The sequence below is a fragment of the Desulfurobacterium sp. TC5-1 genome (assembly GCF_000421485.1).
Classification (GTDB): Bacteria; Aquificota; Aquificia; order Desulfurobacteriales; family Desulfurobacteriaceae; genus Desulfurobacterium_A.
Genome location: NZ_ATXC01000001.1, coordinates 744,172 through 765,023, shown reverse-complemented (window position 1 = coordinate 765,023; position 20,852 = coordinate 744,172). Strand labels below are relative to the sequence as shown.

The 20,852-nt window shown below is 39.5% G+C and carries 24 protein-coding genes; 17 read left to right on the top strand and 7 right to left on the bottom strand.

Annotated elements, in window-relative coordinates:
* The first annotated feature begins 58 nt into the window (after positions 1-58).
* From H153_RS0103935 to H153_RS0103895, 9 genes are read left to right on the top strand one after another with little or no spacing between them, the layout of a single operon-like run.
* On the top strand, positions 59-1,126 hold the full coding sequence (locus H153_RS0103935; RefSeq protein WP_022846848.1) for a H(2)-dependent methylenetetrahydromethanopterin dehydrogenase-related protein: 1,068 nt from the start codon (positions 59-61) through the stop codon (positions 1,124-1,126).
* Positions 1,127-1,157: 31 nt separating this feature from the next.
* On the top strand, positions 1,158-1,538 hold the full coding sequence (locus H153_RS0103930) for a roadblock/LC7 domain-containing protein (protein ID WP_022846847.1): 381 nt from the start codon (positions 1,158-1,160) through the stop codon (positions 1,536-1,538).
* 5 nt (positions 1,539-1,543) lie between these two features.
* Complete coding sequence (gene hmdB, locus H153_RS09260) at positions 1,544-2,413, top strand: 5,10-methenyltetrahydromethanopterin hydrogenase cofactor biosynthesis protein HmdB (protein ID WP_022846846.1); 870 nt, start codon at positions 1,544-1,546, stop codon at positions 2,411-2,413.
* Positions 2,385-3,557: a FeGP cofactor biosynthesis guanylyltransferase HcgB family protein gene (locus H153_RS09890; RefSeq protein WP_022846845.1), complete on the top strand. Its 1,173-nt coding sequence runs from the start codon at positions 2,385-2,387 to the stop codon at positions 3,555-3,557. Before hmdB ends, H153_RS09890 begins: the two co-directional genes overlap by 29 nt.
* Positions 3,538-4,227, top strand: a complete 690-nt coding sequence (locus H153_RS0103915) for a Nif3-like dinuclear metal center hexameric protein (RefSeq protein ID WP_022846844.1) — start codon at positions 3,538-3,540, stop codon at positions 4,225-4,227. Before H153_RS09890 ends, H153_RS0103915 begins: the two co-directional genes overlap by 20 nt.
* On the top strand, positions 4,190-4,708 hold the full coding sequence (locus H153_RS0103910) for a FeGP cofactor biosynthesis protein HcgF family protein (protein ID WP_155883410.1): 519 nt from the start codon (positions 4,190-4,192) through the stop codon (positions 4,706-4,708). The genes H153_RS0103915 and H153_RS0103910 overlap by 38 nt, the downstream gene beginning before the upstream one ends.
* Entirely contained in the window at positions 4,701-5,372 is a 672-nt protein-coding gene (locus H153_RS0103905) for a ThiF family adenylyltransferase (RefSeq protein WP_022846842.1), read from the top strand. The genes H153_RS0103910 and H153_RS0103905 overlap by 8 nt, the downstream gene beginning before the upstream one ends.
* Positions 5,356-6,879, top strand: coding sequence for a 5,10-methenyltetrahydromethanopterin hydrogenase cofactor biosynthesis protein HmdC (gene hmdC / locus H153_RS0103900; protein WP_022846841.1), 1,524 nt, complete (start codon positions 5,356-5,358; stop codon positions 6,877-6,879). The genes H153_RS0103905 and hmdC overlap by 17 nt, the downstream gene beginning before the upstream one ends.
* A 49-nt stretch (positions 6,880-6,928) precedes the next feature.
* Entirely contained in the window at positions 6,929-7,561 is a 633-nt protein-coding gene (locus H153_RS0103895) for a hypothetical protein (RefSeq protein ID WP_022846840.1), read from the top strand.
* A gap of 303 nt (positions 7,562-7,864) precedes the next feature.
* Here the strand turns inward: H153_RS0103895 and H153_RS0103890 are convergent, their stop codons facing one another.
* Positions 7,865-8,095, bottom strand: coding sequence for a hypothetical protein (locus H153_RS0103890; RefSeq protein WP_022846839.1), 231 nt, complete (start codon positions 8,093-8,095; stop codon positions 7,865-7,867).
* Complete coding sequence (locus H153_RS0103885) at positions 8,092-8,604, bottom strand: hypothetical protein (RefSeq protein ID WP_022846838.1); 513 nt, start codon at positions 8,602-8,604, stop codon at positions 8,092-8,094. The genes H153_RS0103890 and H153_RS0103885 overlap by 4 nt, the downstream gene beginning before the upstream one ends.
* Before the next feature lie 149 nt (positions 8,605-8,753).
* Between H153_RS0103885 and H153_RS0103880 the strand changes: the two genes are divergently transcribed.
* Together H153_RS0103880 and H153_RS0103875 are read left to right on the top strand one after the other, a co-directional pair.
* Positions 8,754-10,193: a conjugal transfer protein TraH gene (locus tag H153_RS0103880; RefSeq protein ID WP_022846837.1), complete on the top strand. Its 1,440-nt coding sequence runs from the start codon at positions 8,754-8,756 to the stop codon at positions 10,191-10,193.
* Positions 10,194-10,207: 14 nt separating this feature from the next.
* The gene (locus tag H153_RS0103875; protein ID WP_022846836.1) at positions 10,208-13,729 is read left to right on the top strand and encodes a conjugal transfer protein TraG N-terminal domain-containing protein; all 3,522 of its coding nucleotides are present in this window, start codon (positions 10,208-10,210) and stop codon (positions 13,727-13,729) included.
* Here H153_RS0103875 and H153_RS0103870 read toward each other — a convergent pair.
* Genes H153_RS0103870 through H153_RS10165 form a run of 4 tightly spaced genes read right to left on the bottom strand, consistent with a single transcriptional unit; the run spans position 13,726 to position 15,026 of the window.
* Complete coding sequence (locus H153_RS0103870; RefSeq protein ID WP_022846835.1) at positions 13,726-14,055, bottom strand: hypothetical protein; 330 nt, start codon at positions 14,053-14,055, stop codon at positions 13,726-13,728. The genes H153_RS0103875 and H153_RS0103870 overlap by 4 nt on opposite strands.
* 52 nt (positions 14,056-14,107) lie before the next feature.
* Complete coding sequence (locus H153_RS0103865; RefSeq protein WP_022846834.1) at positions 14,108-14,455, bottom strand: hypothetical protein; 348 nt, start codon at positions 14,453-14,455, stop codon at positions 14,108-14,110.
* A 48-nt stretch (positions 14,456-14,503) separates the two neighbouring features.
* The gene (locus tag H153_RS0103860) at positions 14,504-14,845 is read right to left on the bottom strand and encodes a hypothetical protein (protein ID WP_022846833.1); all 342 of its coding nucleotides are present in this window, start codon (positions 14,843-14,845) and stop codon (positions 14,504-14,506) included.
* Positions 14,846-14,852: 7 nt separating this feature from the next.
* Positions 14,853-15,026 (bottom strand): hypothetical protein, encoded by a 174-nt coding sequence (locus H153_RS10165; RefSeq protein ID WP_022846832.1) that lies wholly within the window; start codon positions 15,024-15,026, stop codon positions 14,853-14,855.
* Positions 15,027-15,188: 162 nt separating this feature from the next.
* On the opposite strand from H153_RS10165, the gene H153_RS09885 reads away from it, so the two are divergent.
* The gene (locus H153_RS09885; RefSeq protein ID WP_022846831.1) at positions 15,189-15,860 is read left to right on the top strand and encodes a S24 family peptidase; all 672 of its coding nucleotides are present in this window, start codon (positions 15,189-15,191) and stop codon (positions 15,858-15,860) included.
* A 22-nt stretch (positions 15,861-15,882) separates the two neighbouring features.
* Here H153_RS09885 and H153_RS09245 read toward each other — a convergent pair whose 3' ends face one another.
* Positions 15,883-16,566 (bottom strand): helix-turn-helix domain-containing protein, encoded by a 684-nt coding sequence (locus tag H153_RS09245; RefSeq protein ID WP_022846830.1) that lies wholly within the window; start codon positions 16,564-16,566, stop codon positions 15,883-15,885.
* A gap of 703 nt (positions 16,567-17,269) precedes the next feature.
* Between H153_RS09245 and H153_RS0103840 the strand changes: the two genes are divergently transcribed.
* The 5 genes from H153_RS0103840 (at position 17,270) to H153_RS0103820 (ending at position 20,852) form a co-directional block, all read left to right on the top strand.
* Entirely contained in the window at positions 17,270-18,682 is a 1,413-nt protein-coding gene (locus tag H153_RS0103840; protein ID WP_022846829.1) for an RNA-guided endonuclease TnpB family protein, read from the top strand.
* 122 nt (positions 18,683-18,804) lie between these two features.
* The gene (locus H153_RS0103835) at positions 18,805-19,707 is read left to right on the top strand and encodes a ParM/StbA family protein (RefSeq protein WP_022846828.1); all 903 of its coding nucleotides are present in this window, start codon (positions 18,805-18,807) and stop codon (positions 19,705-19,707) included.
* Complete coding sequence (locus tag H153_RS10210; protein ID WP_022846827.1) at positions 19,704-19,907, top strand: hypothetical protein; 204 nt, start codon at positions 19,704-19,706, stop codon at positions 19,905-19,907. The genes H153_RS0103835 and H153_RS10210 overlap by 4 nt, the downstream gene beginning before the upstream one ends.
* A complete protein-coding gene (locus H153_RS0103825) occupies positions 19,879-20,151 on the top strand; it encodes a hypothetical protein (protein ID WP_022846826.1) in 273 nt (90 codons plus the stop codon). The genes H153_RS10210 and H153_RS0103825 overlap by 29 nt, the downstream gene beginning before the upstream one ends.
* 17 nt (positions 20,152-20,168) lie before the next feature.
* Positions 20,169-20,852, top strand: coding sequence for a ribonuclease H-like domain-containing protein (locus H153_RS0103820; RefSeq protein ID WP_022846825.1), 684 nt, complete (start codon positions 20,169-20,171; stop codon positions 20,850-20,852).

Here is a 20,852-nt window from a genome sequence, read left to right as displayed (position 1 = left end):
TGCTAATGCTTATGTTACAATAAAATCCGGGGAAACCTTTTAAGGAGAGAGGTGGAATATGAAAGTCACGGTTTACGGCTTTGGAAGTCTCAACTACTATCTTTATAAATTAAATGTTCCTGAAAGACTTGGTGGTAGCCCCCCGTACGGCGGTTCAGCAATGGCGCTTGAATTTGCTCAGGCCGGGCATAATGTAACGTTGGCAGACCCTCACCTGGATAGAGTTCCGGTTGATATAAAGTCAAAACTTGAAACTGCAGGAGTGAAGCTTACGACTGATGATGTGGAAGCAGCGAAAGATGCAGAAATTGCCATTCTTTTTACACCTTTTAGAGGTGGTGTGACTTTTAAAATAGCTGAGAATATACTTCCTTATCTGGCAGAAGATGCAGTTATTTGTACTACATGTACTATGTCAATCCTTGTTCTCAATTCTTATCTCCAGAATGCTATTTTTATGGAAGGACGAGAAGATATTGGATTTTCAACCATGCATCCTGCAGCTATTCCGGGTACTCCACAACATCAGCATTATCTGATTGCAACGAATGAACTTTTGAGGAAACCTATTGTTACAGATGAACAGATTGGTAAGTTAAAAAATCTTGCCATTGATGCAGGTAAAAAAGTTTATCTCCTTCCTGCTGAGCTTGTTTCAGCTGTTGGTGATATGGGTATTGTTACGACAGCGATTGCTTTCACTGGAGCGATTGAATATTATAGAGTTGCAAGAGATGTATTGAAAACTAAACGTTCAATGACGGAATTTCAAATTGCTCAATCTCTTCAAGTTGTTTCAAGTCTGGTTGCAAAGTACGGCCTCGGTGGTTTAATAAAACTTCTCAACGTTGACGCTATGAAAGATTCCTTAAAGTCAATGATTCTTGACAGAGATGTGCAGCCAATGACCGTAACAGCTTCAGAACTTCTTGAGAAAATTGGCGAAATAGTTCCTGAGCTTGTGAAAGAGGCAGAAAGTTTTGCACCTTCAGAAGCTGTTTATATGTCAGCACCGTCACCAATGCTTGTTGAATATATGGAAGATCTTGTTGGTGATGATGTTCTCAAGGGTATTCTAAGAGAATCCTGGAAGAAGTTTTATGAAGGTGTTTCAGACAGAGAATAATTTTTATGCTTAACATGATAGGGGAGGAATTATGGCAAGCAAAAGAGAAATGTTAGAAGAAATACTTTCAGATCTTGCTGATTCACTTGGCGCTGATATGCTCGGTGCTCTTGTAGCGACACCTGATGGTCAGGTTGTCGTTTCAACAATGCTTAAAGGCGGTTTAAGCGCTGAAAAGCTTGCAGCTATGGCTGCAGCGGTTGTTGGTACATCTGAAAGACTTTCAAAAGTTGTTGAAGCTGGAGATTTTGAGGATGCACTCATCAGATGTTCGAAACAAAATATCCTTTCTAAAAAGGCCGGGAAGAGGGCTATTCTCGTATGTGTGATAAAATCTGATGCCAATATTGGTCTTCTCAACATAGAAGTTGAGGATGCGATAGATAGGATTACGTCAGTGCTTGGTGTTTAACATTTATGGTGGAAATTACTTCGACAATACATATTAGTAATTATTGTAGTTTTAAAAGAAAGTGTGCCTACTGCGGATTTGCGGTGGGCACTTCTGTTGAAGGGTATTTCTATCTTACAAGTAAGAAGAGAGAAGAGATAAAGAGGGCGGCACTTTTTATAGAAAGGAATGGAATAAAGAGGGTGAGTCTTTCTGCTGGGTATGGAAATTTTCAAAAAGTTCTGTCCGCTCTTGAGATTGTAAAAGAAAATACATCTTTAAGGGTTTTGATAAATATTGGTGGTGATTTAGATACTGAGAAGATAAAGTTATTGAAAGGTGCAGGTGTTGATACGATATGTTGTAATCTCGAAACCATGAATCCCAGACTTTTTAAAAAGCTAAAGCCAGATGACTCTCTTGAAAAACGAATGAAGGTTTGTTACCAGGTTAAAGAACAGGGTGTTGAACTTTCAAGTGGCATTCTTGTGGGTATTGGTGAATCTGAAGAAGATAGAGAGAAGCATATTGAATTTTTAAAAGAATTGGAAGTAGAAGAAGTTCCAGTTATGGGATTTAGACCTTATAAAAATACGCCAATGGAAAAGAATCCCCCTGCGTCTTTATCGTTACAGTTAGACGTTATAAAAAGGGTAAAAGAGCATATAAATAGCCTGAGAAGGTTGACGGTTCCTTTTCCCACTATTTTAATGAAAGGACTTATTCCTGCGATTAGAGCTGGTGCTACGAACATTGCGACGGTTATTCCAGCAGGTTATCCTTTAGTTGTGAAAGGTGTTGGTTCACCTGTTGTGGGTGTCCTTGAAGAAATTCTACCACTCCTTGAAAAACACGGGATTAAAACAAATGTGGAGAAAAAGCCGCTCTCTGTTTAAAAAAGCTTTTGAAGAATCCCTTAACGGTATCCGAAAAGGTGACAAACCTGAAGAGACAGAAGCTCTGAAAAAGCTTTTACTTGATGGTAAGTTTGGGGTTGTAACGGACAATCATAAAAAGTTTTCAATTTTCAAAAATACTCTTGGTATGTTTGGTGTTAAAAATGTTATTCAGATTTGTGTTCCTACCGACATTTTTGATTTGGAGCAGATGCCTTCACTGTCCAAAGCACTATCAGGGCGTTACTTTGGGGAGTGTGATTTTTACATTGCCAGAGGAAGGCTTGGACTTCCTGGGAGCGGGGCGTTGACGATTTTGATTGATGTTTATGGAAATGTTATATCGGCTGTAACCTCGCCCCCTCATCACATTCATGGCTTATCTTTGGAAACGGCACTTTTCTTTGATGTTTTTAGACTTTTGAAAAGACTTGGCATGGTTCCTGTTCACAAAGGTATAACAAACAGGACACGAACGGTTTATTCATCTTTCACTGTTTTGGATGTTGCCAAAAAAATAGCTAAAAAAAAGGCGGAAGTGCTTAAAGAGTTCAAAGGTGATTCACTCCTTGTAATTGGTGGTTATCTTGATGGAATATTTATTGCTGAATATTTGAAAAATAATTTTAGAGAAATTTTCCTGTATGATAAAGAAAAAAGTGTTATGGCTCTTTCTCCTTTCAATAAGCCTGAAAGGGAAGAGTTTGACGTTATTATTGACCTTACAGGTTTTGGGGGGATTGATGTTAGTCGGGGTCAGGCAGGGAAATTCAAAGGAAAAGTTATTATTTCAGAGGAACCTTCTGGACTTGAGGTTCTTGAAACAGAAAAGAAGCCGGACTTTTTCCTTAAAATGGATTACAGGGGAAAGACATCAGGAACTATGACCTTAACGATTCATACAGTAAGAAAAATTTCTGTTGAGATAGAAAAGTTTAATGATGTTCTTTACGCCGTGCCTAATCTCTTTTTTGCTGAGTCGTTGTTGTTTAATGCAAAAAGTAGTCGTGGTTTTCTTGATGTGATGGAGATTCCGGCGGTTACCGCTTCAGTAAAAAACGGAGGAAACTTTAAGGCTGACTATTTTGAGGACGTTTTAAATGGGATTTTACAGGAGATGAAATTTGAACTGGCAAAATTTTGAAAAGATTGTAAGAGAAATTGTTCCTGAGTCTTACGCTGTTGCCGGGGATTTTTACGGATGGGTTGCTGATTTTAGACCTGGAAAAGTAGAACATGTAGCTGTTGTTGTTGATGTTCCACATGATTTTGACTTTTCTAAATTTGATGTTGTTGTTGCTCACCACAAACCCTCTTTTAATCCTAATTTTCCCGTTTTTGTTGTTCATACGCCTCTTGACCGAATAGATTGGGGATGTAATTACGCGCTTGGGAATATTTTAGGTTTGGAAAACCTTTCTTTTTTTGATGATAATCGTTTTGGAATGTATGGGATGATAGAGATATCGCCAGAGCTATTTTTAGAGAAGGTTATGAAGGTTCTTAATTTAAAGAAAGTTTTTTATCATCTTCCTGAGAAGATAGAGAAAGTCGCTGTGTTCAGCGGATGTGGTTTTAACTTTTCTGATTTTATTCAGAATCTTTTCAAGTTTAATATTGATATTGCTGTTTCCGGTGATCTTGTCCATCATACGGCTTGCAGATTAAGAGCGGCCAAGATGGGTTTTATAGATGCTTCTCACTACAAAACTGAAATTCCCGGAATGGTAGAATTTGCTAACCGCCTAAAAGATTTTGTTGATACGGAGTTTGTTGATGTCGGTTTCCCGTACTCTGACTTTTGCCTCGATTGAGTGTTTTACCCATTGTGAAATTGGTATGGGTGTTCATAAACTTTCTGCTCCTTATGTTAAGAACAAATTACCAATTTCCGTTTCCGCCGTTATGTTTCTGCCTTCCGTCTATTCTATAGAAGAAATTTTGGGAGTGATGCTTCCCCCGCCTCGTGCTCACGTCAATGGAATAAAGGTCTATGATGAAGTGGAAAATGTAAACGTAACACTTATTCTTTCCAGGGTTATAAAAGAAAAATTGGGCGTAAACATCTCTGTTGCTTCAAGTGCTGGAAATGGAAGAGGTGTAGTGTGTTTGCGCTTTAATAAGGAAATTTTTATAATTAGAACAACGAATAAAGTTGAAGGTTTCCCTTTTGCAAGTGTTGAGAAAATTTTGAAGAGAAAGGAGGAAGCAGTTAATAAAACTCTTCTTCTTTTGAAATCTCTTATTAAAGGTGGAGAAATTCCTGACTTTGTAGAGGTAGTAAAGAATGGATAGAGTTACTATTTTAGAAGAAAAACTCGTTCCTTACGGCAAACTTGTTCTTCTTGGAGCCGGGAGGCTTGGAGTTAGAGTTTTTGAAAGGCTTGTTATGACTCATAGAGGTGGATTTTCGAAGATTACCGTTTTTGATGGAGGAACAATAGAAGAGAATGACTACTATCATATTCTAAAAGGAGCACTTCCAAAAGAAAACAAAGCTTCTTTTTTGAAAAGACGCTTTCTTACGCCTGATACCCGCTATAAAGAGATAGAGGCTTTTCCCTTTGATTTTTCTGAAAGTAATATCGACTGTCTGGAAGATGCATCAGTTGTCGTATCTACAATAGCAGGAGGGGATACCATTCCGCTTGTAGCTACAGTTGGAAAATTTTGTATTGAGAAAGGAATTCCTTTTATTACCACTAACGGTGTATTTGGTTTTGGTGATGAAGAGGTGGGAACCTTTATTTCTCTTGCTTCAGTTGAAAGGGGGCCTGCACTGTTTTTAAAAGAGTACGATTTTCCAGCTTCTTCCCCGTTAACTGCGTTTATTGGCACAGGAATTTTGATAAAAGATGGCTTACCCATTTCCCCCATTATCCTTGATAGAGTTGCAGATGCAATAGCAATTCAAGTTTTAAAATTTCATCAAAGGAGGAAATGTGGAAGAAGTTATTGAAAAAGTGCTTTCTGGTGATTTGGAAAGTAAGTATGAATTAATGGAAAAAGGGAAACAGAATCCTTCTGCATTACTTAGAGCTTTAAAGGGACTTTCTGAAGAAGAGCTAATTTGCCTTGGTTCTTCTTACAAAGAGTTTCCGTTTGGGTGTGACTTGAATGAAGTTCTTGTTGATGTTGTAAGTTTGAAGCAAAGTCTCACAGAGATTAAAGGTGGTTTCCGCCTTGTTGATAGATTAGGATTTCCGGTTCATGTTTGTTCGTATGCTGTTGCAGATATAGCTGAAAGAGAAGGAATGACACCTTTTGAATTGATGAAAGATCTTCGCAGTCTTACAGATATGCCTGTGGATGTTGACCATTTCGGTAAATACGGGCCTATGAGGTATCCTGAAGAGATAGTTAAATGTCCTGCCGATTGTTATAGAAGTGGTAAACCTTTTAACGGTTGTCCTCGCGGAAGGATTCATAAGAGGCTTGAAAATAAGGAGAAAGCATTTTCTTACGAAAAAGATTTGTGGCCAAGCGTTGTTCAATCAATAAGCGTTAGTCTAATGGCTTTTCAAAAAAACACCTCTCATGCAGCGCCGCCTGAAGAAACTCTATCTGTTATAGAATTTGCGAAAAAGCACGGTAAAGGTGTTGGTGCAATTATCTGTGTTGGAGATGGTGAGGAAGAACTTGCAAGGGGTATTAAAGCTTGTGTAGATTATAAAATAGATGAGGTGGTTATAGAGGGTGGCCCTTATAACTGTGCTGGAAATAGAGTAAGAGCTTTTGGCGAAGCTGTTGTGATGGCAAGGATTCTTTCGCCAGGAAAAATTGTTGCGACGAATGGACAGTATGAAGATGAGTTGAGATTTGGTCTAAAGTGTGGATTAAACAGTGTTATAAGTGGTTTTCCCGGTAATCACCACGCATACATGTCAGGTTACATGCCTGGTGAAGCTACAGTAACAAAATTTGGACTTCCAAAAGTAGTAGAAGTTATGGCTGAAGAGGTTACGGCTTCACCTTTTCCAGTTCCGGCTGATAGAGGTACGACGGAAATAATAGCCAAGTCGGCAAAGTTTTTAGGATTGGATTCTATATATCCTTTTGGCAAGATCGGAGATATCTTTATAGGGGATGCTCACTGGTTTCTCCTTCTGACTTCTCCACTCAGTGCTAAGTTAAAGTTGAAATACAGCCTTAAAGCTCTTGTGGAGGAGCTAAAACGGAGAAACATTAAAAAGCTTGGTTTAATAGGTGGTAGGTTTATCGCCTGGGGAATCGCAAAAGCTGTTGCTCCCTTTGTTGAAGAGATAAGGATTAGTGATAGGGATAAAGCTGTTGAAACTGTTACGGTTGCTCATCTTGATAAAAATCTTCCAGTAAAGATAATTGGTTGCAACGGTGATGATGATACATGTATAAATAATTCGCAAGTTAGTGTTGTTTGCTCTTTTATCCCTTCGCTTATAAGGAAATTCCGCGGTTTAGATAATGTTATAACACTTGAAGATTGATAGAAGTTGGATATAATCAAACCTTAAATTTGCTTTAAAGGAGTGAACGATGAAAAAACAGACAGCTCTCGTTCTTGGTATCGTTGCATCCTTTGCAATTGCAGGATGCGGTAACAATAGCAAGCCAGAACAATCACAGGAGCAGCAGGCTGCACCTATGACAGCTAAGGAGCTTCCACCGGGACATCCGCCTATTGGAAATAAAACAGCTCTTCCACCGGGACATCCAGACATAAGCGGCATGAACGGAATGGGGATGCCTCCCCACGGTATGGGAATGGATGGTGGTATGATGCCTGGTATGCATCCTCAGTCTATGACGAAATTAACAAAACCTGTAGAGTTACCGGAAGAGGTTAAAAAAACATGGAAATTCGCTGACGTTATAGTCATTGATAAAACTACTGGAAAAGTTATCAAGGAGGCTAAAGTTAAGGCAGGGGATGTTATTAAAGTTGGAAATACAGAAATAAAAATCCTTTACATTGTTCCTGATTTAAAGTTGATGAACAATGCTTACACATCTGCATCAAATGAACCCAATAATCCGGCTATAATTGTAAAGGCTACGGAAAGTGGTAAAGTAACGTTTGAAGGGCCCCTTTATCAAAAGTTTCCTCAGATATTCACAATTAACAATCCAAAATATGATGTAAAGCTTAAGGGTATTTCGAAAGGTTAATTTTCGGGGGCTTGCCCCCCTACATTTTTTTGAAAAAGCATAGAGCTGTTTTATTGGTCGCAAATTGATCGCAGTGTGCGATCAATTTTTCCGTTTCGTTCCTTTATATTCCCTATATTCTTTTTTGTCCAGAGGGTAAGTAATATTATAATTAAGGTCGAAAAACGCTTTTTTTAAAAGGTTTTAATTGGTGCCCGGGGCGGGAATCGAACCCGCACGCCCGCAAGGGCAAGGGATTTTGAGTCCAATTGTTTCTTCTTGAAAACAAAGGATTTACATGTCTTTGTTCGCAAATTGTTCGCATTAGATTCTTTCCTCCAACCAGTCTTCAAGAGCTTTTGCAGGAACAAGAAATCCGTATTTATATAGATTTTCAATTAATTCTCTCAGATATATTACATTATCATCTGTCAACCTATCCTTTTCAAGCAAGATCCTTCTAAATTTCCTTCCATCTTCGCCAGTTAATAGAAATATTTTTTTTCTTCTCAAATCATATTCTTCAAAAATTGACACAACTTCTTTGGACGTCATTTAAGTTCCTCCATAACATTCACATCTCCTTTTGTGCGTTCAATATTTAATTTCATCCATTCGAGATATTTTCCTATGATTTGTTCTGCAATTTCAAAATCTTTATTTCCTTTTTCTAATTGTTCCTTACAGTATTTGTAAATTGAGTCGGCAATAAAATAAATTTTGGGTGAAGAAGACAAAAAAGGATCTCTTTTAAACCGAATAACTGCTTCTGTTTCTATAGGCAATACAGGATTTATCTTAACCTTTTCACTCAAAATCCTGTCGTTGATATAATCGGCGAGTTTGTAGAAATCAAATGGGAACGGACCCCTCCGCTGGAGCATTTCTTCTATTTCCTTGGCGAGATGAGGTTTGTGTTCCTTGTACCAGTCAAGTCCACCGGTTAGCAGAAATTTGTATTGATCCCTTGATAACCAGCTTCCCGGTGCTTTCACCGTAGCTAAAAGCTCTATAGATTTAGCAACTTTCGTAGTTATTCCTGGTGGGTATTTTTTCCTTGTCATAAAAGCCTCCTTTGTGGCCTTTTTCTTTCTCTTACGGAAGGAGATCTTCTCGCCCCTGGATAAGGAGAAGACACTTAAGAATATATGAAACGCTTGCAAATTGTTCAAGGACACAATAGAATATAATAAACATATATGGAGGATAAGCTATGCGGAGATTGTTGGCTGTGTTGAGCGGTATCATTTTAATAACTTCCTCCGCAAAAGCCGGAATTAAAGATTATCTTGATAAATTTGTAGTTGAAACGCCGGCAGATTCTTCAGGAGTATTTGACAGTCAGACAAGGCGCTATTATGTTGGTGGTCGTTTTACCGTTCAAGCTCCGAGAACAGTTATTCAGCCGTTTTCGGTAATACCGCCGAAAATAGAGGTGGGTTGCGGTGGGATAGATATAGTCACCGGCAGTTTTTCTTATCTTAGAGATGGAAAGTACTGGGAAAGTTTTGCGAAAAGTGTCTTCAACCCGGGAACAGTGTCGGCAATGGCGTTTGACATAGCTCTGGGAGCTTTATGTGAAAAATGTTCATCAACCATAAAGAAATTAACATCATTGGCAAATCAGATAAACAGTATGAATTTTGATAGCTGTAAGATTGCAACGGCTATATCCAATAATTTAAAGGAACGCTTAGCAGGGACTGAAATAGCCAGAAGTATTAAAGGTAAAACCTCCGACTGGCTTTCTGGGGCAGATAAATTCCTGGATAATATGACAGATCTTGTAAGTGAATTTAATACTTCAATTAATTGTACAGGTTTTGCATGTAAAGTTGCAAAAAAACTGACAGATACGGATAGTTTTCTTCACGATCTTTTAGAAGATACTGATATGTATGATCCTGATCTTGAAGACATATTACGTGCATATATAGGTGACTTCAGGATAGATACAGGTGCTGAAGAACCGGTCGTGCCTATAAGGAAAAATGATGAAAATGTAAATGAAAATGCAATGTCCGTTGTTAAAATTCTCACGGGATACGATGATAATTCCGGAACGTGTTCCAGTTTGGCTTCGGTTAAGGGTCTGGATAAGTCAGGTGCGTATGTCACGGTGACTAATTACAACCCTGCATGTGTGTATGCTCAGGATGCTGTCACTGATGTTTTTAACGCGATAAGATATAGAATTAGACCAAGAGCAACTACTATAGAGTTTATAAACAGATTTGATGTGCCTGTTTATTCATTATTGAATACGTTTTCTCTTGTTCCTGATCAGGTCAGGGATGGAGTAAAAGCCGATCTTGTACGTCTTTTCGCTGCTGAATATGCCTATGAAATTCTTTCAAATACGCTAAATGCCATAAATGAAAAGCTTGCGTACGTAAGATATCAAATTTCTCCTGAACTAAGAAACACAGCTTACGGGGAAGGTCTCGAGGGGAATCTTGAAATCATGCAAAAAAACACTCTTGAGCTTCTGAAAGAAGTATCAAAATTCTACGGAAAAGCTCACGATAAATTTATCAAGGATATGCAAAATCAAAAGTTCTATGAAGAACTTAACAAGGAAATTATGCAGGCGATGGGTCATTCACCGATTGCCGGAGCATACCTTCTCAGTTTAGGAATAAATAAAATCTGATTCAGAGGAAAGTCTTGAAGAGAAAAAATATTCTGTTTTTTGTACTTTTACTTGTGGCTGTTCCTCACACAGCTATGGCAGTTGATACGATATACACGTGGGGATACGGAGATCTGATAGCTGAAGCACTACGAGGAGTTATTTCTGTAGTTGGTTCCGGTGATTTTCACAGCTTATTTAAAGTTTTTATGGGGCTTGCTGTTTTTTCTTCGGTTTTCTCTGTTCTGTTTTCAATAGGAAAAAGGGTTGATTATTTTTCTATATTCAAAGTAGGTATTGTAGGATCTATCGTATTCAGTTTGCTGATACAGATCCGTGTTCCGGTTGCTGTTGAGGATCTGGTAAACGGCTCCAATGAAATTATCAACAATGTTCCCTGGATTATAGCAAGACCGCTGGCTTTATTTACGCAGACGGAAAAGGTTTTAGGAGGAGTTGCAGAAAGATCGTTTTTGCCTTTTTCGGCTGCAGATTTAAGCTACAATAATGTTGGTCCTATAGCACCTCTTGCAGTTGTTGCATCAGAGGTCCAGGCTACAAGGCCGGTGGATCCCTACATTTATAAAAGCGTGAACAATTATGTAGAGGATTGTGTTATTCCTGATATTCTCGACGGGACAAAAAGCCTTACAAACCTGCAAACCTCTACAACTTTGTGGACCGAACTTGGCGGAACAAATCCTGCAAGATTTACTGTTATTTATGATGCTTCTGATCCTGAGGGAACGGTGTACAGTTGTGATTCCGCCTACGGTATTCTTACAGGGCAATTGAACACTTACGTTAATACAGATGCCCTTGACGTTCTCTCAAAGAGCATAGGTTTTCTTTCGGCCGCAAAAATTGCGAGCGTGCTCGGTATTGCTAACGATTATTTTATGAATTATTCAACTACTGCTCAGGATGCTATTCTTCAGGGGATAGCAATTAACCAGATGAAAGACGGATATAGGGAGTGGGCTATAGCTGCCGGTGTCAATCCGGATGCACTTGCTTACTCTTTATCAACAGCAACGGAACAGTTGAAACAGACTTCACTGGCAAAAGCAATTACCGGGGCAAAGTTCCTGCCGATGGCCAAAGGAGTAGCAACGGCCTTCTTTGTTGCCATGCTTCCTTTCGTTCTTCTTGTCGGAATTTTCGGAGGGGAAAAGGTTTTTAAGACAATTTTCGTTGTGTATGCGTGGTTCCTCCTGTGGCATATCGGTGAAGTTGTGCTGAATGCTTTTATTTTAAACTCTGCCCGGGATTATCTGTCAGCAATTGCTAACGGAGGTTTTACGCTGCTTAATTCTGCTGGAGTTGCTGCAGCTGCTCAGGATAAAATTATTGCATTTTCATCATTTTACTGGCTTATACCCACAGTTTCTTTCGGTCTTGCTGCAGGCAGTGCTTACGCATTTACAAATGTTGCTTCCGGACTCATGGGTATGGCAGCGGGAGCTGCTGAAAGAGGTGCAGGAGAAGCAGCAAGGGGTTCTGCAAGTTTCGGAAATGTAGCATATAACAACGTTTCATCAAACAACGTTGACTGGCTTCACAGGGAAAATATGGGATTTGAAAACCGCCTTGAAGCAGGTTCTATGAATGTCAACGGAAGGCAATCTTTCAATACTCCCTGGCATTCCTGGGTAAGTGAAGGGGGTGAAAAAACTACAAAACTTGCAGGTCATTATGCATGGGAAGCAGGTTTAGGAAAACTGGGAAGCCTGTCAACAGAAAGATTTATTGATGGCTATGCTACCAGGACTGCTAACGGTGGAATGAAAATCTCAGGTATGACAGAAACCGGGAAAGTCATAAACGGTGCAGTGGATAGGAATGGTAATTTCACGGGAACGATTTCGGACGGTAGAGGATTTGAAAAGTATGATAAGGGACAACTTATTATGGCGGAGCACGTTAATAATAAAGGATTTAATGAAAAGATAGTGGGCGATACTGAAATAGTGAGCAAGGGAGGTGCAGGCGTTACGGCATTGAAATCAGACGGCACCATAACCAATGTAAATCTCTCTAACGCCGCTTTTAAAAAGACAGCTACACTGAGAGAGCAGCTTTCCAAAAATGCTTCAGAAATGGAACAGCGCGGCAAAAGAGCTGCGTCTGATTATATTAAGACTGTTGGTGTAGATAGAGCTTTTGGAACCTCTGTTAGGGCTATTGAGACCGTGGAGGAAGGAAATCAATACTCTGATTCTCTGAAGAAGGAAGCAAGGAAAACGGAACAAAGCGTTATTTCCAAGACTCTTGAAGATATGGTGAAAAATGGAGTAATTAAGAAGGATAGGCTTACAGCACAGGGAGCTCTAAGTGCAAACGCTGCAGTTAAAGGAAATTGGGAAATTGTAAGTGCGAAAGCCAGTGCAGAAGGGGAAATTGTAAAACTTAAAAACAAAGATAATGACTATGAAGTAACATTAACAGGTAAGGAGGCCAGAGCTTTTAGGGAACAGTTTGCTAAAAACTTTATTTCTTCACAAAGTGCCAGCCGTATCCTTAAAGCCGCCCGGAGAGGCGTAAAAGATAGTGGTTATCGGAATCAATTTTCAGAGGCTCAAAAGTGGAGTGAGTCAGTTTCTGAATACATGCAAAAAGCAAAAGAGTACAGAGAGGGAGCTTCAAAGATTTCCGAAAGAAACCTCTCAGAAAATCTTAACGCTCTTCCTGAAGTTTTCAATAAGTATCTTGATGCACAGGGAATAACCGATCCTGATAAAAGGATAGAAAAAGCAGCCGAAATTATGAATAATCTGAATAAGCTCTTTGCGACAAATCCGGAGGAAGGCCTGAAAGTTCTGAACCGGGTTTCAGGCGGAGATTTTAAAGCTCTTGAAAATATTGAAAAAATGAAGGTGGATCCTGAACATTTAGGTACAAATATAAACACTTCAAAGATTGGTAATCGTCCTGATGTTAAAAGAGCAATAAATGCAGGTAAAGGACAGGTTGAAAAAGCTTACAACAGTAATCACGGCAAAGATGCGGGAAGGGGCTATGAGGCACTTGAGTCGTATAAGGACAAGATTGACTTTGGTCACGTAGCAAGTAAAGAAGGAATAGAAGCGGCAAGAAACCTGTTAGTAGATTCTTTCAACAGGTGGGGTCTTCTCGGAAACGATGAAGGAAAGGTCATGGTGCTTGGCTGGAACAATGACGCGATGAGAATCCACGAAATTAGAGATTTCGTTCCCAATAAGATGATGGGGGATATTCTGAACAAGATGCAGGATAAACCTGACAGGGTTGTAGATTCCATAAACAGAAAGGAATTATTAGGTATGAAACCCGGGGAAGTAATACGGGCAAAAAATGGAGAAAAGATAGCCAAAATAACGCCGGGGGTTTATCTTGGCTACAACAGCAAGACGGGATATTTCGCTTTCAGGATGCAGGAAAAGCCGATGCCCGAATATGTAGTATATCGTAATGGGAAAAAACAATATATTCCTTACAGTGAATGGAAGGGACAGGGAGCGCCGGGAGGAAAACCGGAAGCTCCGCCTGAGTTCAATAATCCGAAAGACCTGCATTAATCGTCGAGATTACAGAGCCCTATCTCCATTCCATCAAGTTCGTCAAATGTTCTATCATCGTCATCGTCAAAGATACTTCGACGACGAGAAAAAGGATGTTGTTTTTTGCCGGCATTTTCCATCTCATAAGGGAATCCGCACTCGTAACAGATTCTGCTTTCTTTTCTATCGGTTTTTTTCTCCTCTTCGGGAAGTTTACCTTCCTCATAAAGCTTTCTTTTAATGAAAGCCTCCTCCTCTCTCTCAACCAGATGCTTTGGAAGGCCTGTGAGTTCGTCAAGTTCCTCTTCTTCGGTTATGTTTTTAAATAGATCCAGAAAACCCATAACTGCTTCTCCATCATCGTCTGAGTTCAATAATCCGAAAGATTTGTGTTAATCATAGATCAGAGTACTCATTTATTGTAGTTCCATCAAGGCCATCAAACGCTTCTTCAAGTTGTTTAATAGGATCAAAAAGATCGTCATCAAAGTTATTCCGGGTGGAAAAACTGCGTTTTTTTCTGGAGTTCTCTATATCGCAGTCATAAGGGAATCCGCACTCGTAACAGATTCTGCTTTCTTTTCTATCGGTTTTTTTCTCCTCTTCGGGAAGTTTACCTTCCTCGTAAAGCTTTCTTTTAATGAAAGCCTCCTCCTCTCTCTCAACCAGATGCTTTGGAAGGTCTGTGAGTTCGTCAAGTTCCTCTTCTTCGGTTATGTTTTTAAACAGATCCAGAAAACCCATAACTGCTTCTCCATCATCGTCTGAGTTCAATAATCCGAAAGACCTGCATTAATCGTCGAGATTACAGGGACCCATCCACATTCCACTAAGTTCGTCAAATGTTCTTTTAATGGAATCAAAAAGATCGTCATCAAAGTTATTCCGGGTGGAAAAACTGCGTTTTTTTCTGGAGTTCTCTATATCGCAGTCATAAGGGAATCCGCACTCGTAACAGATTCTGCTTTCTTTTCTATCGGTTTTTTTCTCCTCTTCGGGAAGTTTACCTTCCTCGTAAAGCTTTCTTTTAATGAAAGCCTCCTCCTCTCTCTCAACCAGATGCTTTGGAAGGCCTGTGAGTTCGTCAAGTTCCTCTTCTTCGGTTATGTTTTTAAATAGATCCAGAAAACCCATAACTGCCTCAAAAATCAGGTTTATCGTTCTGTTCTTCTGAAATTGTTTCAAAGTAAGTTATCACTTCCATCATACATTCTATCATATCTGCCTTTTCTTCTTCTGAGAAATTGGTTGAGGAGATAGAATCACATATCTCTTCCAGCTTTTGATGAATCCAGTCAAAGCTTTCTCTTTTCATTTTATCCCCCGAAAACTGTGCTATCATTATACAGCTTATCTGTGATGATTTTCGTGACATTAGTGCTATGCTTATTTTGAAGTATAGGTTCATTTTTGCGTATTGTCAATAACTTATAGTTCGTTTTTGTGGCATAATTTGATGATTATGGGTTGATCTGTGATGATGAAGAATGGCAATATAGGCAGTAGAATTAAAGAGCTAAGAAGGGTTCTTGGTTTGACTCAGGTGCAATTTGGTGAACGTCTTGGCCGCTCAAAACGTTCTATTCAGGAATGGGAAAGTGGCAGAACTGAACCTTCTGAAAGAGTGATAAGGTTGATAGAAAAAGTTTTTTCTGTCAACCCTGAATGGTTGCGTGAAGGTAAAGGAGAAATGTTCCTGAAACGTAATGAGTTGAAGTTTCTGGATGTGGCACCTGCTGATTTTGTTCTTATGCCGGTGCCTGTTGTTTCACGGGTAAGAGCCGGACGTGGACTTTACCCTGCTATTTCGGCACCGTCTGAACTGAAAATGGCCTGGGTTCCCAGGAAAAAAGCTCATCACAGGGTTTTTTTCTTTAGAGTTGAGGGAGATTCAATGAGACCGCGCCTTCAACCGGGAGACTGGGTACTTGCTGATCTGGACAGCTCGGTAATGAACGGCGATATAGCCGTGGTAGAACTTACCAAAGAAAGTGACGATGAAGGTGAGCTTCTTTTGAAAAAGTTTTATAAGAAAAAAGATGTTATTGTTCTTGAAAGCTACAATCCTGATTATCATCCTGTAATTGTAAAACCCGAAGATATCAAAACACTTGCGAAGGTTATTACTATTGTTCCGAATGGAGAGTGACCTCAAGTTTTTTTGGAAAAAATCACCACGTCTTTTCGTTCCAGATCAACCTGGGGAATTTCAACCTTCCAACCTTTTCAAATTCTATGTAACCTTTGTAGTCCAATTCTTCTAAAGCGTTTCGAATAGTTTTAGGAGATAAATAAAGAAACTCGGCTAACTCTTTTTGAGTCTTATAGACTATTTCGTCTCCTGCTCTGAGCCATAAAAGAGAAATTAAAACAATTTTGGAAACAGGTTTTAAATAGTACTGGAAAATCTCTCCCGGAATAAAGACAGCTTCCGTGATGGAAGAGGGAAAATCAGTAAGGATATAGTAATTATGTCTAAAGTGTTTTTTTATCTTTATAAATCCTTCTTCTTCGAGTTTTCGTATTGAGTTTTGAACAGTGCTGACGCTTATACCGGTTAGCTTCGCTATTCTCCGAAAGGATGGAAAACATTCACCTATCTTGTTGGCATGATAGTAAAGGCCGAGAAAAATGTATCTTGTTAACGGTGAAAGAGGCGAAGTGACTACGTTTTTCGAATGAGGAAAAAGAAAACTACGAAAATTCGCCACCAGATTCCGGAAAAATTTTTCCGGGTAACGGTTAATATCAGATATATCATATATACCAGATATACTGTGCATACTATTTATACTATTTGTACGAGACGCAGCGTTAATATCTGACATACCATTAGTGCCATTAATACTGTACATACCTACACCTCCTCTCTTTATGTTGCCTTTATTCAATATAGTCCAAAGGGAAAAATCTGGTAAATATTAAAGAGGAAATTTTTGAAAAATCCCTATACTTAAGTATTTTATAAGTCACTTTAATAAAATACTTAAAAATTCCCTACAAAAGTTACCAATAGATACAAAGAAGGGAAAATTAAGCAGTTATAAAGAGGTAAAATTCAGAACAGAAAAGTAAAAAAACAATACATTAATGATGGAACTTCTACCGCTCGACTTCCGAAGCACATCACGCTGCACGAACATGCTGTTCTCACCGTGCACACTTAACCGACGCCCGTAAAAAAAACAACCGCTCCTCTCCGAGCGCAGCGTGATGTGCGCTGAAAAGAGGTTAATTCACCCAGCACTTTCTCTACTTTTCCTATTCCGTGGTGTTCCCGTTTTAATGAGGGGTAGTTTAGGATAGCTGCTGCAACCACAGGAAAATTCCAACATGAAAAACCTGTTTTTCAGCCCACACTGCCGATATATCTGATATTGACTATCTATATCATACCTACCGTACATACGGTAGTAATTGTATATATCATACCTATCGTATCTTCTTTATCATCCGCGGGCGAGAAGACTCCTTCCGTAAGGGAGGGGATGAAAGCCTGCAGGTGCGTAAGCACCTTGAAATAGAAAACAGTGAGAATAGTTTTAAGTTGAGATGATAGTGAAAAGAGCGTTTGTCTTTGAACTAAATCGTCTAACAGAGGAACAGGAGATAATTCTCGGACACCTCACCTACCACGCCGGAAGACTCTGGAATCAAGCAAACTACCTCATAAAGAACAAGTTAGCAAAACCTGATTACAGAGACCTCTACAACAAACTCAAAGACGAATCCCTACACTTACGTTCCTTACAATCCCGCTCAGCCCAAATAGTTCTTGATGAACTATCAAGAGGATGGAATAACTTCTTCAAGTTCTTAAAAGACCTTGAAAAGTTCAAAAAGAAAGGAGTAGAAACGGTTAAACCGCCAAGCTACGTAAATCTCGAAATACCTCACAGAGTGGTAACTTGGGATAAAACAGGATTCAAGATAGAAGGAAGTAGGATAAGACTTTCGCTATCAAAAAACTTAAAAGAACACCTGCTTAAAAAGTTTGGATATTCACCAGATTACCTATGGATAGAGACAGGGTATAAGGACTTAGAAAACCTCAAAGTTCTCAACGTTCAGATAGTCCCGTATAAGTCCTACGGGCAGGTAAGCTTTAAAGCGGTGGTAGTGTATGAGAAAGAAGTTCCGGAGGTTAAACTGCAAAGTAACAAAGTATTAGCGATAGACTACGGAATATCAAACTTTGCCACCTGTGTGGTGGAAGGGAATCCTACTTCCTACATAATAGACGGGAGAGGATTAAAAACGTTACTGCGGAAGAAACTCAAAAAGATAGTCAACCTACAGAAAAAGCTTGATAACCTCAAGAACAAAGGACTACCGACAATACAGTTAGAGAAGAAACTTCACAGACTTTGGAAAAATGTCAAGAACCTACTGAGGGATTATGCCCACAAGGTCAGCAATCTAATAAAGGAGCTTGCAGTAAGGAACGGAGTGAAAACGGTAGTAATAGGAAAAGTTCAAGAATCAAAGAACAAAAAGAACAACCTTCCAGACCTTGTAAACCAGATGTTCAAACTGTTACCCCACGGAAAAGTAACAGAACACCTGAAATATAAGCTCAAAGAGGCAGGAATAGAAGTTAAGCTGATAGATGAGAGCTACACTTCCGTTACCGACTCCTGCGGCGAAAATACAGGAGCTGCAAGAACGAACAAGGGTAACGGAAGAAGGATAAAAAGAGGACTTTTTCTATCAGCCATAAAAGGACTCATCAACGCAGACGTTAACGGAGCGAGAAACATCTTAAGGAAGTTCAAGAAGAGCTGGTTTGACCTTGTAACGGGACTCAAACAGGTAGTAAGGATAAGAATATACAGGATGAATAAAGGTATCTCCGAATCCCTGCTTTTTGCAGGGATAGGAGTAGAGGGCAGCGTGAACCTGCCGCGAGGGATAAGGGCTGGAGAAATCAGTCAAACTCCCTCAGAAGCTCCGTCCGTAAGGGCGGAGTAGTTCACTAACTGTATATCACATATCACCATTACATACCACACTACCGATATTGACAATATAGACTATACGCACTATACTAACGATATAAACTATATATTCAATTCTGTCCCAGGAGGTGAGCAATGATAATAGGACTGGACGTAGGCTTTGGAAGAACAAAAATCATAACAGAAAAAGAAAAGCTATCATTCCCGACATGGGTAGCAAAACACACCCCATCAGCAGACGAAGAAGTAGAAACAATTTCCCTTTTCGGAGAAAACTACGTAATAGGACAGGACGCAAAATACGAACGAAACCTCATAGAAATATCAGACATCAAAGAATACATCAAATACCTGCCGCTCTTCCTCAAGTTTATTCAGAAGAAATTCTTAGAGGAATCCGAAAGACTTTTCATAATAACAGGGCTGCCGCCAAGGCACAAAGAACATGCCGCTGGAGTGGAAGAAATCATAAAAGAAACAGGAGCGGCAGGAAAAGTCATTCCCCAGGGCATGGGAATCTTTTTTGACACAAAAGAAAAAGTAGAAGGGACCGAAGACATTCTCATAATAGACATCGGCTACAACACCCTTGACTACATCATGCTCGTCAGAGACCGGACAAAAGCCGTCGGATACAGAAAAAGAAAATCCAACACCATAGAAAACTTTGGCATCAACAGAGCCGTATATGAATTCAGAAACCAGATGGAAGACGGATACATAAAAGACCTGCCCCTCACGAAACTGAACGAAATATTCATAAAAGGACAGGGAAGAGTCTTTGCCGAAAAGATAGACTTCACAAAACAGAGACAGAGAGCCATAACCGCGTACGCAGAAATGTTAACGGGAAGACTGAAAACAGAAGTGGGAGACTTCATAAACAGCGTGGAAACGATAGTAATAGCGGGAGGCGGAGCAAGATTCATAACAGGAGAACATATAGGAAGACCCGATGCAATCATCCCCGAAGAACCCGAATTTTCACAGGCAAGAGGATACTACAAATTCGGATTAATAACAGGAGAAAAAGAATGATAGAGATAGCAATTATCTGCGATAATTGCGGGAAGAAAAAAGCAATAGAAACGGGTGCCGCCCGCACCCTTTCATTTCATCCCCTGAATCTGTGTCCCCGAAACTGGAAGATTACATATAGTGGTGAAGACTACACCTTTTTGTGCCCAAACTGCTCAAAAAGGAGGAAAGATGAAAGCAAGAATAATAGTAACTATTGAAGAGGATTTACTTTATAAATTAACAAAGTGTGTTCCTCCCAACTTTCGTTCGCTTTTCATAGAAACGCTTGTAGAAGAATTCATTGCAAACCATCCACCGGAAGAAATAAAAGAAAAAATATTTAAAGACTTTGATAAAAAAGCGATAAAAATGAGAATAAAAGAAACGTTAAAAAAAAGTGATAAAATTAGCCATGAGGTTAAAAAAGGGGACATAGAGGAAGAGATAAAAGACATGTGGTAGGTGCGGGGAGGAGCGGTGTGATTTATTTTGTGTTTGATATTGAAACCGTTAAAGATTGCCGTTTGCTGGAACTGGCGGGGAGTGACAGGGATAAGGAAAGAGCAGAGAACGGGGAATTCGTCAACCCGGTTTTTCACATTCCGATCTGCTTTTCCTTCATGGCGTTTAATCAGAAAAAACTTTTCGCCTTTGAATCCCACGCCGGACGGGAAGAGAAAATTGTTAGAACATTCTGGAATAAGGTGGGAAAAGTTATAAATAGAAACCCGATATTTGTGAGCTTTAACGGGAAGAATTTTGATCTTCCCGTTATGGTTGTGAGGGGAATAAAGCTTGCCGATGAAGAAGTTAAAAAAGTTATAAGATACTACATGGAAGACTCGGATAAGTGGGAAAAAGAACGTCCTAACTACACCCGTAAATATACACGATACCACATAGATCTTATGGAAGCGTTCGGAATAAAGACATCTCTTAAAGCACTCTGTACCCTTTTTGAAATTCCTGTTAAAACAGAAGCTCACGGAAGTGAAGTTGAAGAACTTTATAAAGACGGGGAACTTAAAAAGATAGCAACTTACTGCGCAGAGGATGTTCTTGCAACAGCAAGGTTGCTGGAAGTCTTTTTAGATACGAAAGATGATCAGAATTTCTCTTTTCTAAAGGAAATTCTTGAAGCAAAACTGGTTGTGGAGGAGTGA

Excerpts from the sequence above, each read along its gene's own strand:
- H153_RS09885 (WP_022846831.1), top strand. The coding sequence starts at position 15,189 with ATGATGAAGAATGGCAATATAGGCAGTAGAATTAAAGAGCTAAGAAGG.
- H153_RS0103930 (WP_022846847.1), top strand. The coding sequence starts at position 1,158 with ATGGCAAGCAAAAGAGAAATGTTAGAAGAAATACTTTCAGATCTTGCT.
- H153_RS0103835 (WP_022846828.1), top strand. The coding sequence starts at position 18,805 with ATGATAATAGGACTGGACGTAGGCTTTGGAAGAACAAAAATCATAACA.
- H153_RS10210 (WP_022846827.1), top strand. The coding sequence starts at position 19,704 with ATGATAGAGATAGCAATTATCTGCGATAATTGCGGGAAGAAAAAAGCA.
- hmdB (WP_022846846.1), top strand. The coding sequence starts at position 1,544 with ATGGTGGAAATTACTTCGACAATACATATTAGTAATTATTGTAGTTTT.
- H153_RS09890 (WP_022846845.1), top strand. The coding sequence starts at position 2,385 with ATGTGGAGAAAAAGCCGCTCTCTGTTTAAAAAAGCTTTTGAAGAATCC.
- H153_RS0103890 (WP_022846839.1), bottom strand. The coding sequence starts at position 8,095 with ATGACGTCCAAAGAAGTTGTGTCAATTTTTGAAGAATATGATTTGAGA.
- H153_RS0103895 (WP_022846840.1), top strand. The coding sequence starts at position 6,929 with ATGAAAAAACAGACAGCTCTCGTTCTTGGTATCGTTGCATCCTTTGCA.
- H153_RS0103865 (WP_022846834.1), bottom strand. The coding sequence starts at position 14,455 with ATGGGTTTTCTGGATCTGTTTAAAAACATAACCGAAGAAGAGGAACTT.
- H153_RS0103885 (WP_022846838.1), bottom strand. The coding sequence starts at position 8,604 with ATGACAAGGAAAAAATACCCACCAGGAATAACTACGAAAGTTGCTAAA.
- H153_RS0103825 (WP_022846826.1), top strand. The coding sequence starts at position 19,879 with ATGAAAGCAAGAATAATAGTAACTATTGAAGAGGATTTACTTTATAAA.
- H153_RS0103870 (WP_022846835.1), bottom strand. The coding sequence starts at position 14,055 with ATGGGTTTTCTGGATCTATTTAAAAACATAACCGAAGAAGAGGAACTT.
- H153_RS0103880 (WP_022846837.1), top strand. The coding sequence starts at position 8,754 with ATGCGGAGATTGTTGGCTGTGTTGAGCGGTATCATTTTAATAACTTCC.
- H153_RS0103860 (WP_022846833.1), bottom strand. The coding sequence starts at position 14,845 with ATGGGTTTTCTGGATCTATTTAAAAACATAACCGAAGAAGAGGAACTT.
- H153_RS10165 (WP_022846832.1), bottom strand. The coding sequence starts at position 15,026 with ATGAAAAGAGAAAGCTTTGACTGGATTCATCAAAAGCTGGAAGAGATA.
- H153_RS0103905 (WP_022846842.1), top strand. The coding sequence starts at position 4,701 with ATGGATAGAGTTACTATTTTAGAAGAAAAACTCGTTCCTTACGGCAAA.
- H153_RS0103910 (WP_155883410.1), top strand. The coding sequence starts at position 4,190 with ATGTCGGTTTCCCGTACTCTGACTTTTGCCTCGATTGAGTGTTTTACC.
- H153_RS0103935 (WP_022846848.1), top strand. The coding sequence starts at position 59 with ATGAAAGTCACGGTTTACGGCTTTGGAAGTCTCAACTACTATCTTTAT.
- H153_RS09245 (WP_022846830.1), bottom strand. The coding sequence starts at position 16,566 with ATGTACAGTATTAATGGCACTAATGGTATGTCAGATATTAACGCTGCG.